A 14,755-nucleotide genomic window follows, 5' to 3' on the forward strand; every position below is an offset into this window, starting at 1 on the left:
GCCCAGGTGTTCCCCTGGATCATGTCCCCGGCGGAGACGAGGAGCGAGGGTTTCTCCTTCCTCAGCTTCTGCGCGAGGGAGGCGAGGCAGGCGACGCCCCCGCGGAGGTCGTCGGACCCCAGGCGTTTGTGGCTCTCGGCGAAGCCATGGAGATCGTTCACGTGGAGGATCCTTAAGGAAGCCGCGCCGGCAGGCGTGAGGCACGCGGTGAAGAGAAGGATGACGAGGGATATAAGGAGGAATAGTGTCGAGGTCTTCGTTCTTTTCATCGTTTCGATGCTCCCATAATGTTCTTCAGGGTTTTCAGGTAGCGCGCGTTCCACTTGTGGTCCTTGACGGGAAAGAACAGGGTCCCGGCGTCTCCCAGGTTGTCGACGACGATCCTGTAGTATCCGAAGGTCTCGAGGGGTCTTGACGGGCTGTCGACGAGGGTGACGACGAAAGAACCGCAGGCAGAGCTGGAGAAGACTATCCCCGGGATGCCCCGAAGGCCATCGGCGATGAAGGACCTCTCCCTTTCGATGTATGTTCTCGTGCGGGCGGGGAACGCCGGGTCTCGCAGTGACGCTGTCGCCGCTGCCGCAGAGAGTGTGTCAGGGGACGTCACCGCTTTTCGCCTCCTTAAGTCCTGGATCACGGAGGCAGTTCCGATGACGTAGGAGACAGGCAGGCCGGCGAGGCTGTAATACTCGCCCAGGGAACCCATAACGACGCACCCCTGCTCTTGCAGGATATCGGCCGCGAGGGAAGGTGTGCCGGAATATCCCTTCAGGGTCTCGTCGACGATGAGAAGCGTGTTGTGCTCCCCGGCCTCGGAAATGATCCCGCGAGCCGCGTCCCGGGACAGTGTCTCCGCGGACAGAAAAGACGGCGATGCAAGGATGGCCGCATCACAGTGCTGCATTTCCGCAGCGAACCGGGACGGGTCCAGGCGGAAGCCGTCCCTGCCGTCGAGGGGAAAGAAGCGGGGTTCCTCCGGACCCTCCAGCAGGTCCCGCAGGTATGCGGGGTAGGGCGCCTCGATGAGGACCGTCCGGGCACCGAAGGCATGCAGAACGGCCGCGACCAGTGCCTCGAGACTCTCGCCGACGAGGACGTTCTCCTCCGGCACCCCTTCCGCGCGCGCGAGCGCCCGCGTGAGGTACCTTGCTTCGGGGTCGGGACGATGCTGAAGGATCCCGATGTTCTTCCTGACTGAGTTTCGGGCCCTTGCCGACGGTCCCAGCGGATTCACCGTGGAGGTGAAGTCCATGACGCGTGAAAGAGAGGTCTTCTTCGATGCGGCGAATTCGTGGATGTCGGGGATATTCCTTTTCATGAACACGTGCTAAATGTTATATCACGAAACCCCGGAAAAAGGCAGTCAACGCCCCAAAAAACGGTTCAAGAGTTCAAGGGTTCAAGGATAAAGAAGGTTCAAGAGTTCAAGAGTTCAAGAGTTCAAGAGTTCAAGAGTAAGAGACAAAAAAAGGCACCGGCGTGCTGTTGCATGTCGCCTGCCCTGCCCGGGGTTCTTCTTTTGTCTTTCACGCTTGAACTCTTGAACTTTTGAACCCTTGAACCGTTTTTATCAGACTCCCAGGTACGCCTCTACGATGCGCGGGTCGTGCTTGATGTCGCTCGAGCGTCCCTCGAGGGTGATCCTGCCGTTCTCGAGGACACAGGACCGGTGGGAGTGCTCGAGGGCCATGTGGGCGTTCTGTTCGACGAGCATGATGGTAATGTTCTCTTCGCTGTTGATCCTCGTTATAAGGGAGAAGATCTCCCGCGTGATGATGGGAGAGAGGCCCATCGAGGGTTCGTCGAGAAGGAGCAGTTTCGGGTGGGACATGAGCGCCCTGCCCATTGCCAGCATCTGCTGTTCCCCGCCCGACAGGGTCCCGGCGTGCTGTTTCATCCTCTCCTTCAGCCGGGGGAAGGTCGTCACGATGAGGTCGAAGAGGCGCCCCCGCACCTGACTGTCGGCAACAGAGAAACCTCCGAGCTCCAGGTTCTCCTTGACGGTGAGATCGGGGAAGATCCTTCTGCCTTCGGGGACCATCGTCACCCCCATTCTCACTATCACGTCCGTCCGCAGGCTCGTTATCCCCGTTCCTTCGAGGTCTATCACGCCCGACGCGGGGCGGACAAGGCCGGTGATGCTCTTGAGGAGGGTCGATTTCCCGGCTCCGTTGGCCCCGATGATGGAGAGTATCTCGCCCCTGCGGACCTCCACGCTCACGCCGTCGATGGCCCCGATGATTCCGTAGGAGACCGAGAGGTCACGGATCGAGAGGAGCGCGGATCCCGTTTCGCCGAAAGGTTCCGTCATACCGGCTCCTCGCCCAGATAGGCCTCTATCACTCGCCGGTCCTTTTTGACCTCCATGGGGGTCCCTTCCATGATCTTCTCCCCGAAGTCCATCACGACGATCCTGTCGGATATGTTCATGACGAGGCCCATCTGGTGCTCGATCATGACGATGGTGAGGCCGAACGCCTCCTTCACCTGTCTGAGGGTGGCGACGAGGTCCTTGATCTCCCGGGGGTTCATGCCCGCGCCGGGCTCGTCTATGAGGAGGAGCTTCGGCCGCGTGGCGAGGGCCCTCGCTATCTCCAGCCTGCGCTGCTCACCGTAGGGCAGGCTTCCCGCGGGAGTCTGTTCCTTTCCGTCGAGGCCGAGGAAGTCAACGAGCATCGTCGCGTTCTCTTGCGCCTCTCTCTCGATCCTGAGGTGCTTTCCGGTCCTGAAGATGCCCGCGAGGGGGCTGTAGCTGTGCCCGGTGAGGTGGGCGGATGTGATGTTCTCAAGGACGGTGAGGTCCTTGAAGAGCCGGAGGTTCTGAAAGGTCCGGGCGATCCCCAGGCGTGCCAGTCTGTACGGGGGCAGGTGTGTGATGAGCTTTCCCATGAAGCGTATGCGTCCGCTGTCGGGTGTGTAGAACCGTGTGATGAGATTGAATACCGTTGTCTTCCCCGCCCCGTTGGGACCGATGATACCCAGCGTCTCCCCTCTGTCGACATGAAAGGAGAACCCGTCAACCGCCCGGACGCCCCCGAAGCTCTTCTCGAGCCTTTCCACTTCAAGCATCGCCGTCATCCCGTTCTCTCCCCATGACCCATCACCCGTTACCTTTCTTCCTGCTCATCAATCCGTAGGGCCTCCACATCATCAGCGCGATGAGGAGAAGGGGAATGAACACCCATCTGAGATCGAGGAGGTTCGAGGGAAGGACTATCCTCAGGCCTTCTATGAAGCCCACCCAGAGAAGTCCCGCGTAGATGGTGCCCGCTATGTTCCCCATGCCCCCGAGGATGACGATGATCAGGAAATCGATGGACTTCAGGAAATCGAAATTGGAGGGGTGGAGAAAGGTGTAGAGATGGGCGTAGAGGGCCCCGGCGACGCCGGCGAGGAAACAGCCGTAGGAGAACGCCATGAGTTTCATGCGCGTGGTGTCGATGCCGATGGAGGCGCTTGCCGTCTCGTCGTCCTTTATGCACCGCCAGAAGAGTCCGTACCGCGAAGAGATGAGATTCTTCGTGACGATGAGGAGGAAGACGGTGACGACGAAGGTGGTCTCCAGGTTCGTGAGCTTCGCGATGCCCGTAAAACCCCGTGAGCCCCCCAGTGTCTCCGATATCCTGTCGGAGTTGTCGAAGAAGACCCGCACCAGTATTCCGAACCCCAGGGTGGCGATCCCGAGGAAGTCGTCGCGGAGCCGGAGGATCGGTATCCCGATGATCCATGCGACAACCCCGGCCATGACGCCCCCGGCAAGAAGGGTGGCGGGGAGGGCGAAGACGCTGTCAAGCCCCAGGGTCTTGACGAGATAGGCGGAGGTGTATGCCCCGATCCCGTAGAACGCCGCGTGGCCCAGGGAGAACTGGCCGGTGTAACCGTAAATGACGTTAAGGCCCGTCGCGGCGAGCACCACAATGAAGACATAGATCGCGATCTGCTGGATGTATTCGGAAGCGATACCGAAGCTGAAGAGAAGCTTGAGGACGATGTAGATGCCGGCGGCCAGAAGGATAGGTTTCCTGGACTCGAGGAAGAATCTCATACCTTGTCGATCCTTTTCCCGAAGAGGCCGCTCGGCTTGACGAGAAGGACGATGAGCAGTATCACGAAGATGACCCCGTCCCGGTACGTTGAGGAGAGAAAGGCCGACACGACGACCTCCGACACGCCGACGATGAGGCCCCCCACAACGGCCCCGTGAATGATGCCGATGCCTCCCAGCACGGCGGCGATGAAGGACTTGATCCCCGGCATGATCCCCATGAAGACATTGATCTGGGGATAGGCGATCCCGTAAAGGATCCCTCCCACACCCGCGAGCGCGGCTCCCACCATGAAGGTGAGGGAAACGGTGTGGTCGATGTTGATCCCCATAAGCGCCGCGGCCTCCTGGTCATAGGATACGGCCCTCATGGCGGTGCCCTGCCTCGTCCTGTAGACGAGCAGGTACAGGAGCGCAAGGGTGAAGAAGGTGATGGCAAAGATGAGTATCTGCACGTTGGTGAAGGAGAAGTCGATCCCTCCGAGTGAGAAGTTCCAGGCCGACACCTCGAAGGGCCGGGGAAAGCCGATGTAGTCCGGGGTAAATATCGCCTTGAGGCTGCAGAAGTACTCGAGGAAGAGGGACACGCCGACGGCGGTGATGAGAAGGGATATCTTCGGCGCGTTCCGGAGGGGTTTGTAGGCTATCTTTTCCATGAAGTACCCGGCCAGCGCGCACATGGCCATGGTGGCGAAGAAGACGAGATAGATGGGCGTCCCGAAACGGGAAATGAGGAAGTAGGCGAAGAAGGCGCCGAGCATGAAGATATCTCCGTGGGCGAAATTGATCAGCCGCAATATGCCGTAGACCATGGTGTAGCCGAGGGCGATGAGGGCGTACACGGCGCCCAGCTGGAGGCCGTTGATGACCTGGGAGATTATGTAGCTTGCATGCTCCATTGCGCAACACTGTGTCCCCGGGGGTTTCTAAGCCCGCGGAGGAAACGGAAGGGTCCGGGAAAATGTCCTCAGGCGCTTCCGGCCTTTATGGATTCACCGTCGTCACGTAGGTGTAGCCGGTCTTGTCCACCTTGAGGATGACCGCCGATTTGATGGCGTCCCCCTTCGCGTCGAAGCTGATGAGGCCCGTGACGCCCTTGTAGTTCTTCGTTGAAGCGAGGGTTTTCAGGATCTCACCGGAAACCGGTTTCTTCGCCGCGTCGAGGGCCTTCAGGAGGATCACCGCCGCGTCGTATGCCAGGGCCGCGAAGGCGTCAGGGATGATGCCGTGGCGGGCCTTGTATTTCCTGATGAAGGCGTCGGCGACGGGGTCCTTGCGGTCGGGCGAATAATGGTTCACGAAATACCCGCCCGTGATGGCGCTGCCGCCTATCTTGAGGAGGTCGGGCGAATCCCAGCCGTCACCGCCGAGGAGCGTCGATCGTATCCCCTTTTCCCGTATCTGCCTGGCGATGAGGGCCACCTTGTTGTAGTAGTCGGGCAGGAAGATGAGGTCCGGTTTCTTGAGGGCGACCTTGGTGATGATGGCCGAGAAGTCAACGTCATCCTTCTGGTAGGACTCGAAGGCGACGATCGTCCCCTTTCCCTTCGTGAAGGTGGTCCTGAAATACTCGCCCAGTCCCTTGGAGTAATCATTGCTGACGTCGTAGAGGACGGCGGCCGTCTTCGCTTTGAGGTCCTTGAGGGCGAAATTCGCGGCCACGACACCCTGGAAGGGGTCGATGAAACAGGCCCTGAAGACGTAGGATTTTCTCTTGCCGTCGGAAAAGGTCACCTTGGGGTTCGTCGCGGTGCCTGTTACGGTGGGGACCTTATGCTGGGTCGCGATCTCGCTGACGGGTATCGCCACCTTCGACGTAACGGGGCCGACAATGGCCGTCACCTTGTCCTGGGTGATGAGCTTCAGGGCCGCGTTGGCGCCCTCCGTCGCGTCGTTCCGGTCGTCCGCCATGGCTGTCTGGATCGTGTACTTCCCTTTTTTGCCATATTCCTCGACAGCAATATTGAAGGCGTTCTTGACGGATTCGCCGTAGGTCTTCACGTCGCCTGTCAGCGGCGTGATGAGGCCGATCTTCACAGTGTCCTTCGCGCCGACGTTCCCGCCGATGCAAAGGAACAGGCACAGTGCTGTCACAACGCGGAGCATGGTTCTCATCGTTTTCCTCCCGTCTGTCTTCGTGTGTAAATTTAAAACAAACTTGCCCGCTTAATGCAATGTTTTTCGGAAAGCCGGCCGGCCCGGGGAAAAAGGAACGGGAATCTGGTATAATGCTGTGATGAAAAAGGTCATCTCCTTCGATCTCGACGGGACCCTCGTCGACGCCCGGTATGGCGACATGGTCTGGAACACGGGTATTCCCTCGGAATACGCGAAGAAGTACGGCATGACCTTCGACGAGGCCAGGGCCTTCATACGGGCCCGGTACGAGTCCGTGGGGGACGGCGACATTGCCTGGTACGAGATAGAGCACTGGCTGGAAAGGTTTTCCCTCGATGTCGCCCCGGTGGAACTCCTCGACCGGTACAGGGAGCACATCGCCCTTCTTCCCGATGCCCGTGAGGTCATAGAGTCCCTGCGGGACCGGTACACCCTCGTCATCGCCTCCAACGCCGCACGGATGTTCGTCGAGAAGGAACTCGGCGAGACCGGTCTTTCGGGGTTCTTCTCCCGCGTCGTCTCGGCGACGTCGGATTACGGGATGGTGAAGAGAGAGGAGAGGTTTTTCCGGAGGCTCCTCGCGGGGGTCGGCGCCCTCCCGCACGAGGTCGTCCACGTGGGAGACCATCCTGTTTTCGACCACGATGTCCCTTCCGGTCTCGGGATCGAATGCTACTGCATAGACGGCCATGACGGGCAGGGGAACCGGCCCCGCAGGACCATATCGGGCCTCAAAGACCTCCTGGAGGTTCTCTGAAATGAAGTGCCGAAAGTGCAAGGCCCCCATCACCGCCGAAAAGATCTCCTTCCGGGACGAGTGTCCCGTCTGCGGAGAGGACCTGCACGTCTGCCTGAACTGTCTCTTCTACGACACGGGGAAGGCCAATTCCTGCAGGGAGGACAAGGCGGAGTTCGTGAAGGAAAAGGAAAGGGCGAATTTCTGCGAATACTTCCGTTTCACCGAAAGACAGATCGAAACGTCCGCGAAGGAAGAGGCGGAGAAACGGTGGAAAGAGCTTTTTAAGTAGCGGGGGGAGATGATCAGCCCGGGCGCCGGGTGAAGATGACGCGGTAGCGTTCCGGGTCAGCATCGAAGCAGGCCGTGCAGCCCTTGTCTTCGCATGGGGACGTCTCTTCCGCGCCGAGGTCCTCTTTTGCCGGCAGGGGCTCCAGGTGGACCTCGAAACCGATCTCCCTGTACATGTCGGCCATCTCTGAGAGCCGGGGCTCGCAGGCGACGAACCTTTTCTCCCATCCTGCGTTTGCGAGTTCCTCTTCCCGTGTCACGTTGCGGCCTTCCTGAAGTGTTCTATCGTCCGCACGAGACCTTCCGTGAGTCCCGTCGTCGGCTCCCATTCAAGGGCCTTGCGCGCGAGGGAGATGTCAGGGCAACGCTGCTTCGGGTCGTCCTCGGGAAGGTCCCTGTGGACGATGGGCGATGACGACCCGGTGAGCCTGATGACGGTGCGGGCGATGTCGAGGATGGAGGTTTCCCGGGGATTGCCGAGGTTCACAGGCCCGGGAAAGCCGGAGAGCGTTGGCTCCGTGTAGTCGTCGGGTCTCTTCCAGCTTTCCGCCTGGTGGTCCATCATGCGGATGATGCCTTCGACCATGTCGTCCACGTACGTGAAGGACCGTGTCTGGGAGCCGTCACCGTAGATGGTCACAGGGTCCCCCGTGAGGGCCTGGACGATGAAGTTGCTCACGACACGTCCGTCGTCGGCACGCATCCTCGGTCCGTATGTGTTGAAGATCCGCGCGACCTTGATGTCCACCCTGTTCTGTCGCATGTAGTCGAAGAAGAGGGTTTCGGCGACCCTCTTGCCCTCGTCGTAGCAGCTCCTCTTCCCGATGGGATTGACGTTCCCCCAGTAGGTCTCGACCTGGGGATGGGTCTCGGGATCGCCGTAGATCTCGCTCGTCGAGGCCTGGAATATCCGGGCCCGGACGCGTTTCGCGAGGCCGAGGACGTTGAGGGTGCCAAGGACGTTCACCTTGATGGTCTTCACAGGATTGTACTGATAGTGGATCGGACTCGCCGGGCAGGCAAGGTTGAATATCCAGTCCACCTCGAGAAGGATGGGCTGGGTGATGTCATGACGGATGATCTCGAAACCGGGACGGCCGATGAGGTGCGCGATGTTCTCCCTCGTGCCGGTAAAGAAATTGTCGAGACAGACGACCTCGTGCCCGTCGTAGAGGAGCCGTTCGCACAGGTGGGAGCCGATGAATCCGGCGCCGCCGGTGACAAGTGTGCGTCTTGGGCTTGTGTACGTGTGATAGGTGTACATGCGGTCCGCCTGTGTTTGTGCGATGGGGAGCGTCAATCTGGTTTTACCCTGCCGGGCGGGCAAAGTCAATATAAATGCTGGTATTTATCGTTGCATTCCCCCGCAAGTTGTGATAGAAAAGTAACGTCAAGTGGGTTCCGCCCGCTTTTTTAATTTATAGCCAGGATGATATCCGCCACGGAAACCATAGAAAAGATCGAAGGCATAGTTGCACCCATCCTTGGCGAGCGCCTCCTGGAGCTGGTTGAGGTGGAGTTCCGGCCTTCCGGCAAGAGATGGCTTGTGAGGATCTACATCGACAGGGAAGGGGGCGTGACCATCGACGACTGCGAGTATGTGAGCCGCGAACTGTCGAGGGTCCTCGATGTCGAGGACCCCATCGAGCACCCGTATACCCTGGAGGTCTCCTCTCCCGGCCTCACACGGCCCCTGAAGAGACGTGAGGATTTCGTGAGATCACGGGGGAAGAAATGCCGGATAATCACCCGTGAGGAGATCGGAGGCAAGCGGGAATTCCTTGGCAGGATCGTGGACACGGCGGGAGACGAAGTGACGATAGAGGAAAAAATAGGTATGTTTACCATCCCGATATGTGCTATAAAAAAGGCACATTTGGAGTTTGATTTTGAGGGGTAACGATGTATTTCGATCTCAATTACGTTATTGAGCAGGTGGGGAAGGAAAAGGGTATTCCTAAGGAGACCATCATCGAGGCTCTCGAGGAGGCCATACTCTCGGCGTCGAAGAAGAAATACGGCAGTCATCTCGATCTCGAGGCGCATTACAGCGAGGAACTGGGGGAGATCGAGGTCTTTCAGTTCAAGACCGTCGTCGAGAACGTCAGCGAGCCCGATATGGAGATAAACGAAGAGGACGCGAAGCATCACGACCCCGAATGCATGGTGGGCGATGCCATCGGCATCAAGCTCGACACGTCGTCGCTCGGCCGCATTGCCGCCCAGACGGCGAAACAGATCATCATACAGAAGGTGCGCAACGCCGAGAGCGATGTCATCTACAACGAGTTCAAGGGCAAAAAGGGCGAGATCATCACGGGCGTCATCCAGAGGGTCGAGAAGAACCACTACATCATCAACCTGGGCAGGACGGAAGCCCTCATGCCTTACAAAGAGGCCATACCGGGCGAGACGTACCGCCAGAGGGAGCGCGTCAAGGGCCTGATCCTCGACGTCGAAAAGGGACAGAAGGGCTGCATGATCCTCATGTCCAGGACCCATCCGGGCTTCCTCATGAAGCTCTTCGAGCTCGAGGTTCCGGAGATACAGGAAGGGATCATCAAGATCATAGGCGCCGCCCGGGAACCGGGGGAGCGTGCCAAGATATCCGTCTACAGCGAAGACCCCGACATCGACCCCATCGGGGCCTGTGTCGGCGTCAAGGGGTCCCGCGTCCAGAGCATCGTCCAGGAGCTCCGCGGCGAGAAGATCGACATCATCCCCTACAGCAAGGATATCGCGAAGTTTGTCTGCAACACGCTGGCGCCTGCCAGGGTGTCGAAGGTGTATATAAATGAGGAAGAGCATTCGATGGAGATCATCGTCAACGACGACCAGCTTTCGCTGGCCATCGGCAAGAAAGGGCAGAACGTCCGTCTTGCCTCGAAACTGACGAGCTGGAAGATCGACATAAGCAGCGAGTCCGAGGTCGAGAAGACATCGAAGAAGATCATCGACGAGCTCGTGGAGAACCTCAAGGTGTCCGAGATCCTTGCCCGGATCCTCCACGACGAGTATCTGCGTGATCCCAAGGACATCGCGAAGCTGACCCCCGAAGAGATGAACAAGATAACCAGCATATCCGTGGAGGATTGCAGGCGCATCATCGATGAGGCGAAGGCGATCATGGCCAGGAAGGCGCTCGAGGCCGAGGAGGCGAAAGCGGCCGAGGAGGCCGCCGCCGAGGAGGCCGCCGCCGAAAAGGCCCCGCAGCTTACAGAGACCGACGAGAAAGAAGGAGGTGCCGAAGAGCCGGCGCAGGAAGCGCGGCAGGAATCAGAGGCGAAGCCGGACGAGGAGACGATCACGCCAGCCGGTGAATGACCCGCCTCGGGGGAGCAAGGAAGGATCAGTCAATGACGAAAATCAAGATTACGGCCCTTACCGACAAGGCCAGCGACGACGAGATACTCGCCAAACTCAAGAAGATCGGTGTCAAGATCAAGGACAAACCGAAGGAAGGCGAGGCCACGCAAGAAGCGATGAAGGAGCAGACCTCCGCGACAGGGGAGACCCTCGTTGAAACAAGGGTCGCTTCCACGATCATCAGGCGGAGGGTGCAGCCCCCCCCGAAGGCCAAGGAAGAACCGAAGGAAGAGAAACCCGGGGTCGAAGAGGAGAAAAAGGCCGAAGCCGCGGGCGAGAAGGCCCCGGTCAGGAGAAGGGCGCCAAAGACCCCGAGGCTGGAAGAAGAGATCGCCGAGGAGGCACCCAGGAAGATGCCTGAGGACCTCCACGTGCACATAAAGGAAAGGCAGCGGGAGGAAGCGCTCGCGCCGGAAGCCCCCGAGGCCGCGGTCCTCACCCCCGAGGACAAGGCCCCCAAGGGCGACATAGAGCATATCGCGGAAGAGAAAGAGAAGGAGATAACGAAGGTCCTCGAAGAGGCGTACAAGCAGGACCTGGAAAAGGATTTCACCGCTGTGGAAGGCGAAGGCGGGGAAGAGCCGGAGCGTCAGAAGAAGAAGACGGAAAAACTCCTCAAGAAGATCGAGGAGCAGGAGATAGAGGAGTCCAAGGAGAAGAAGAAGGGTGTCCTGAAGAGGAAGGTCGTCATCAAGGAAGAGGACCTGTATTCCTTCAGGAGGCAGAGGCCCAAGACAGGTTCTTTCAGAAAGGACAGGAGGGACCGCGGAGGCGACAGGCGTGTCGAGGAAGAAAAGAAGTCCGAGCCGAAGGTCGCGAGACGGGTGGTGAAAGTGAGCGACGAGATCACCGTCGGCGAGCTGGCGAAGAGAATGAACGTCAAGGCTCAGGATATCATCATGAAACTCCTTCCGCTGGGCGTGATGGCCACGGTGAACAAGACCATCGACTACGATACCGCCTACCTGGCGGCGACGGAATTCGGCTACGACATGGAGAAGATCGTCTCCATCGAGGAGGAGTTCCTCGCCCGCGAAGAGGAGGAAAGGGACAATCTGGAAGACTTGAGACCCCGTTCCCCCGTTGTCACCATCATGGGCCACGTCGACCACGGCAAGACACTGCTTCTCGATACGATACGGGATACGAACGTTGCGGAGCGCGAGGCCGGCGGCATTACCCAGCACATCGGCGCTTACAAGGTCAATGTCGATGGCAAAGAGATCGTCTTCGTCGACACGCCGGGCCATGAGGCCTTCACCGCCATGCGCGCGCGCGGGGCGCTCGTCACCGACATTGTCATCCTCGTCGTGGCCGCCGACGACGGCGTCATGCCCCAGACCATCGAGGCCATCAACCACGCCCGCAGCGCCGAGGTTCCCATCATCGTCGCGATAAACAAGATAGACAAGCAGAACGCCAACATCGACAAGGTCATGAAAGAACTTGCCGAGCAGAGCCTCATTTCCGAGGACTGGGGCGGCACAACGCTCTTCGCGAAGATATCGGCCAAGAAGAAAGAGGGCATCAAGGAACTTCTGGAACTCATCGTTCTGCAGTCGGAGATGCTGGAGCTCAAGGCGAACCCGGACAAGCTGGCCCGGGGAACCGTCATTGAGAGCGAGCTCGACAGGGGCCACGGACCGGTGGGGACGGTCATCATCCAGGACGGCACCCTCAAGATACAGGACCCCTTTATCTCGGGTATGACCTTCGGCCGCGTACGGGCCATGATCGACGACAAGGGCACAAGGATCCAGATCGCCCCGCCGGCAACCCCGGTGCTCGTCGTGGGCTTCCAGGATGTGCCCCATGGCGGGGACCGCTTCATCGTCACCACGGAGGAGCGTTACGCGAAGGAACTGTCGAAGTTCAGGCAGGAGAAGCTCCGCGAGAGGGAGGCTTTAAAGAGCGCCAGGACAACTCTGGAAGACCTTTATTCAAAGATCGGTGAAACGGAAAAGGTATTTCTCAATGTCATCGTCAAGGGTGACGTGCGCGGTACGATCGATGCGATCGTCGAAGCGCTGAAGAAGATGTCCACGGATTCCGTCGAGGTCCAGATAACCCACAGCGGCGTGGGAGCCATCACGGAGACCGACGTGAACCTTGCAATGGCGTCGGGTTCCATCATCATAGGGTTCAACGTGCGGCCTGTGGCGAAGGCCCACGCGCTGGCCGAGCAGGAGAAGATAGAGGTCAGGCAGTACTCCATCATCTATGAGATGATAGACGATGTGAAGAAGGCCATGGAAGGTATGCTGGCCCCGAAGATCGTGGAGACCACGATAGGCAAGGCGGACGTGCGGAAGACATACTCCGTGTCCCGCATCGGCATCATTGCCGGTTCCTACGTGACCGAGGGCAAGGCGACGCGCAACTCGCTGGTAAGGGTCGTCCGGGGCGGACAGATCCTCCATACGGGGAAGATCGCCTCCCTGAAGCGCTTCAAGGATGACGTCAAGGAAGTCCAGTCGGGATACGAATGTGGTATTTCCCTTGAGGACTACAACGACATACAGGAAGGGGATGTCTTCGAGTTTTTCATCGAGGAAAAGGAGAAGCAGACCCTTGACGGTTGAAGGCTATGGTAGTTGGTGTATCCCGCGTCGACATTTTCTTTCCTGAGAATCACTCTCTCAAAGACAAACGGCAGATGCTGAGGAAAGTGATCGAGAAGACACGGGCGAAGTTCAATATTTCGGTGATCGAGGTGGACCAGTCGAACCTGTGGCAGAGGGCCAGGGTTGGTTTCGCCGTCGCGGGTGTGAGACAGGACCACGTGAGCAAGGTCATAGAGAACGTCCATGAGTACATGGAGTCTCTGTATCTCGGCGAGGTGATCGATACCTCGTCGGAGATAATCGTTATCGGGGACGAGATATGAGATACCGGCGCCTGAGGGTCCAGGACCTGCTCCGCGAGGAGATATCGCTTATCATCCAGCGGGAACTGCAGGACCAGGGTCTTGGCTTCATCACCGTTGTCGAGGTAAAGATGAGCGAGGACCTGAAGTCCGCGAAGGTCTATATCTCCGTTTATGGGAGCGAGGAGGAACAACAGCATACCCTAGAGGCCCTGAAGCGTTCGAAGGGTTATATAAAGCTCCTTCTCGGCAGGAGGGTGCAACTGAGGTACATGCCGGAGATCACCTTTCTCCTCGACGACACCCTGGAGAGGGTGCAGAGGATGGAGGAGATCTTCAGGAAGGAGACCGATGAAGGCAAGGATTAAGAAACTTGTCGAAGAGGGCCGCAGTTTCCTCCTGACGACCCACATCGATCCCGACGGCGACGCCATCGGGTCCGTTTTCGCCTTTGCCATGGCCCTCGGTACACTCGGCAAGGAGGCCACGGTCTACCTCAGGGACAAGGTCCCCTACAGGTATGAGTTTCTCCCGGCACCGGCCGGCGTGGTCCACGCGGTGCCCGACGGCAAGTACGATGCCGTCTTCGTTCTCGACTGCGGCAGCCTTTTCCGGGTCGGGACGGGACACGACCGGATAGGCACGATGGCACCCGTCGTCAATATCGATCATCACGATACGAACGACCACTTTGGGGCCGTGAACCTTGTCGATCCCGGGGCGTCGTCGACGGGGGAGATCGTGTACCGGCTCTTCAAGTCCCTGAAGGTGAAGGTGGACCACGGTATGGCTGTGAACATCTACACGGCCATCTTTACCGACACCGGGTCGCTGAGGTATGACAACACCAGCCTCGAGGCCTTCAGGATATGTGAAGAGATGGTCAGGACAGGCGTGAGACCGTCGTGGGTGGCGGGGATGGTCTACGAGAACCACCCCAGGGAAAGGTTCCTTCTCCTCGGCGAGGTCCTGTGCACGCTCACCACCTATGGGGGCAGGATAGCGATGGCCCGCGTCACATCGGACATGTTCGAAAGGACGGGAACGAACCGCGAGTTCACTGATGGCTTCGTCGAATTCATAAAGGAGATACACGGCATCGAGGTTGCGGTGCTGATACGGGAGATCGACAAGCGTCACCACAAGGTCAGCATGCGGGGCAAGGGGACCGTGGACGTTGCCGCCATCTGCAACGCCTTCGGCGGCGGGGGGCATCGAAATGCCGCCGGGTGTCGAATTGAAGGCACCATGGAGGAAACGGAAGAGAGACTTCTTCGGGCCCTTGCGCCTGAAGGTTGCATAAAAGACCCGTAAAAGACCGCCCGGATTCCTG

General features: G+C 59.0%; 16 protein-coding genes and 1 pseudogene. 8 read left to right on the forward strand and 9 right to left on the reverse strand.

What is annotated here, in order from left to right; translation table 11 throughout:
• The 7 genes from GXX82_00260 to GXX82_00290 form a co-directional block, all read right to left on the reverse strand.
• Window positions 1-269: hypothetical protein (locus tag GXX82_00260; GenBank protein ID NLT21458.1), on the reverse strand; the 269-nt coding region annotated here is incomplete at its 3' end.
• Entirely contained in the window at window positions 266-1,318 is a 1,053-nt protein-coding gene (locus tag GXX82_00265; GenBank protein NLT21459.1) for an aminotransferase class I/II-fold pyridoxal phosphate-dependent enzyme, read from the reverse strand. The genes GXX82_00265 and GXX82_00260, both read right to left, overlap by 4 nt.
• A 252-nt stretch (window positions 1,319-1,570) precedes the next feature.
• Window positions 1,571-2,311 (reverse strand): ABC transporter ATP-binding protein, encoded by a 741-nt coding sequence (locus GXX82_00270; protein ID NLT21460.1) that lies wholly within the window; start codon window positions 2,309-2,311, stop codon window positions 1,571-1,573.
• A complete protein-coding gene (locus tag GXX82_00275) occupies window positions 2,308-3,078 on the reverse strand; it encodes an ABC transporter ATP-binding protein (GenBank protein ID NLT21461.1) in 771 nt (256 codons plus the stop codon). Before GXX82_00275 ends, GXX82_00270 begins: the two co-directional genes overlap by 4 nt.
• Window positions 3,079-3,100: 22 nt before the next feature.
• Window positions 3,101-4,045 carry a branched-chain amino acid ABC transporter permease gene (locus GXX82_00280; protein NLT21462.1) on the reverse strand — a complete coding sequence of 315 codons (945 nt, stop codon included), beginning with the start codon at window positions 4,043-4,045 and terminating at the stop codon, window positions 3,101-3,103.
• Window positions 4,042-4,944, reverse strand: coding sequence for a branched-chain amino acid ABC transporter permease (locus tag GXX82_00285; protein ID NLT21463.1), 903 nt, complete (start codon window positions 4,942-4,944; stop codon window positions 4,042-4,044). The genes GXX82_00280 and GXX82_00285 overlap by 4 nt, the downstream gene beginning before the upstream one ends.
• An 85-nt stretch (window positions 4,945-5,029) precedes the next feature.
• A complete protein-coding gene (locus tag GXX82_00290; protein NLT21464.1) occupies window positions 5,030-6,082 on the reverse strand; it encodes an ABC transporter substrate-binding protein in 1,053 nt (350 codons plus the stop codon).
• A gap of 199 nt (window positions 6,083-6,281) precedes the next feature.
• On the opposite strand from GXX82_00290, the gene GXX82_00295 reads away from it, so the two are divergent.
• Entirely contained in the window at window positions 6,282-6,920 is a 639-nt protein-coding gene (locus GXX82_00295; protein NLT21465.1) for an HAD family hydrolase, read from the forward strand.
• A 1-nt stretch (window position 6,921) separates the two neighbouring features.
• Entirely contained in the window at window positions 6,922-7,191 is a 270-nt protein-coding gene (locus GXX82_00300; GenBank protein ID NLT21466.1) for a hypothetical protein, read from the forward strand.
• A 13-nt stretch (window positions 7,192-7,204) separates the two neighbouring features.
• On the opposite strand, the gene GXX82_00305 is transcribed toward GXX82_00300, so the two are convergent.
• Together GXX82_00305 and GXX82_00310 are read right to left on the reverse strand one after the other, a co-directional pair.
• Window positions 7,205-7,450 (reverse strand): hypothetical protein, encoded by a 246-nt coding sequence (locus GXX82_00305; protein NLT21467.1) that lies wholly within the window; start codon window positions 7,448-7,450, stop codon window positions 7,205-7,207.
• The gene (locus GXX82_00310) at window positions 7,447-8,454 is read right to left on the reverse strand and encodes an SDR family oxidoreductase (GenBank protein ID NLT21468.1); all 1,008 of its coding nucleotides are present in this window, start codon (window positions 8,452-8,454) and stop codon (window positions 7,447-7,449) included. Before GXX82_00310 ends, GXX82_00305 begins: the two co-directional genes overlap by 4 nt.
• Before the next feature lie 165 nt (window positions 8,455-8,619).
• Here GXX82_00310 and GXX82_00315 point away from each other — a divergent pair, with 165 nt between their 5' ends.
• The 6 genes and pseudogenes from GXX82_00315 (at window position 8,620) to GXX82_00340 (ending at window position 14,736) form a co-directional block, all read left to right on the forward strand.
• Entirely contained in the window at window positions 8,620-9,090 is a 471-nt protein-coding gene (locus GXX82_00315; GenBank protein ID NLT21469.1) for a ribosome maturation factor RimP, read from the forward strand.
• A gap of 2 nt (window positions 9,091-9,092) precedes the next feature.
• Entirely contained in the window at window positions 9,093-10,514 is a 1,422-nt protein-coding gene (gene nusA / locus GXX82_00320; GenBank protein ID NLT21470.1) for a transcription termination/antitermination protein NusA, read from the forward strand.
• Window positions 10,515-10,546: 32 nt separating this feature from the next.
• Window positions 10,547-13,138: pseudogene (gene infB / locus GXX82_00325) on the forward strand (translation initiation factor IF-2).
• A 5-nt stretch (window positions 13,139-13,143) separates the two neighbouring features.
• Complete coding sequence (locus GXX82_00330; protein NLT21471.1) at window positions 13,144-13,443, forward strand: DUF503 domain-containing protein; 300 nt, start codon at window positions 13,144-13,146, stop codon at window positions 13,441-13,443.
• On the forward strand, window positions 13,440-13,790 hold the full coding sequence (gene rbfA, locus GXX82_00335) for a 30S ribosome-binding factor RbfA (GenBank protein ID NLT21472.1): 351 nt from the start codon (window positions 13,440-13,442) through the stop codon (window positions 13,788-13,790). Before GXX82_00330 ends, rbfA begins: the two co-directional genes overlap by 4 nt.
• Window positions 13,774-14,736 (forward strand): bifunctional oligoribonuclease/PAP phosphatase NrnA, encoded by a 963-nt coding sequence (locus GXX82_00340; protein ID NLT21473.1) that lies wholly within the window; start codon window positions 13,774-13,776, stop codon window positions 14,734-14,736. Before rbfA ends, GXX82_00340 begins: the two co-directional genes overlap by 17 nt.
• The last annotated feature ends 19 nt before the right edge of the window (window positions 14,737-14,755 follow it).

It is taken from the genome of Syntrophorhabdus sp., from assembly GCA_012719415.1.
Taxonomy (GTDB): domain Bacteria; phylum Desulfobacterota; class Syntrophorhabdia; order Syntrophorhabdales; family Syntrophorhabdaceae; genus Delta-02.

Excerpts from the sequence above, each read along its gene's own strand:
- GXX82_00265 (NLT21459.1), bottom strand. The coding sequence starts at position 1,318 with ATGAAAAGGAATATCCCCGACATCCACGAATTCGCCGCATCGAAGAAG.
- GXX82_00270 (NLT21460.1), bottom strand. The coding sequence starts at position 2,311 with ATGACGGAACCTTTCGGCGAAACGGGATCCGCGCTCCTCTCGATCCGT.
- GXX82_00275 (NLT21461.1), bottom strand. The coding sequence starts at position 3,078 with ATGACGGCGATGCTTGAAGTGGAAAGGCTCGAGAAGAGCTTCGGGGGC.
- GXX82_00280 (NLT21462.1), bottom strand. The coding sequence starts at position 4,045 with ATGAGATTCTTCCTCGAGTCCAGGAAACCTATCCTTCTGGCCGCCGGC.
- GXX82_00285 (NLT21463.1), bottom strand. The coding sequence starts at position 4,944 with ATGGAGCATGCAAGCTACATAATCTCCCAGGTCATCAACGGCCTCCAG.
- GXX82_00295 (NLT21465.1), top strand. The coding sequence starts at position 6,282 with ATGAAAAAGGTCATCTCCTTCGATCTCGACGGGACCCTCGTCGACGCC.
- GXX82_00300 (NLT21466.1), top strand. The coding sequence starts at position 6,922 with ATGAAGTGCCGAAAGTGCAAGGCCCCCATCACCGCCGAAAAGATCTCC.
- GXX82_00310 (NLT21468.1), bottom strand. The coding sequence starts at position 8,454 with ATGTACACCTATCACACGTACACAAGCCCAAGACGCACACTTGTCACC.
- GXX82_00315 (NLT21469.1), top strand. The coding sequence starts at position 8,620 with ATGATATCCGCCACGGAAACCATAGAAAAGATCGAAGGCATAGTTGCA.
- nusA (NLT21470.1), top strand. The coding sequence starts at position 9,093 with ATGTATTTCGATCTCAATTACGTTATTGAGCAGGTGGGGAAGGAAAAG.
- GXX82_00330 (NLT21471.1), top strand. The coding sequence starts at position 13,144 with ATGGTAGTTGGTGTATCCCGCGTCGACATTTTCTTTCCTGAGAATCAC.
- rbfA (NLT21472.1), top strand. The coding sequence starts at position 13,440 with ATGAGATACCGGCGCCTGAGGGTCCAGGACCTGCTCCGCGAGGAGATA.
- GXX82_00340 (NLT21473.1), top strand. The coding sequence starts at position 13,774 with ATGAAGGCAAGGATTAAGAAACTTGTCGAAGAGGGCCGCAGTTTCCTC.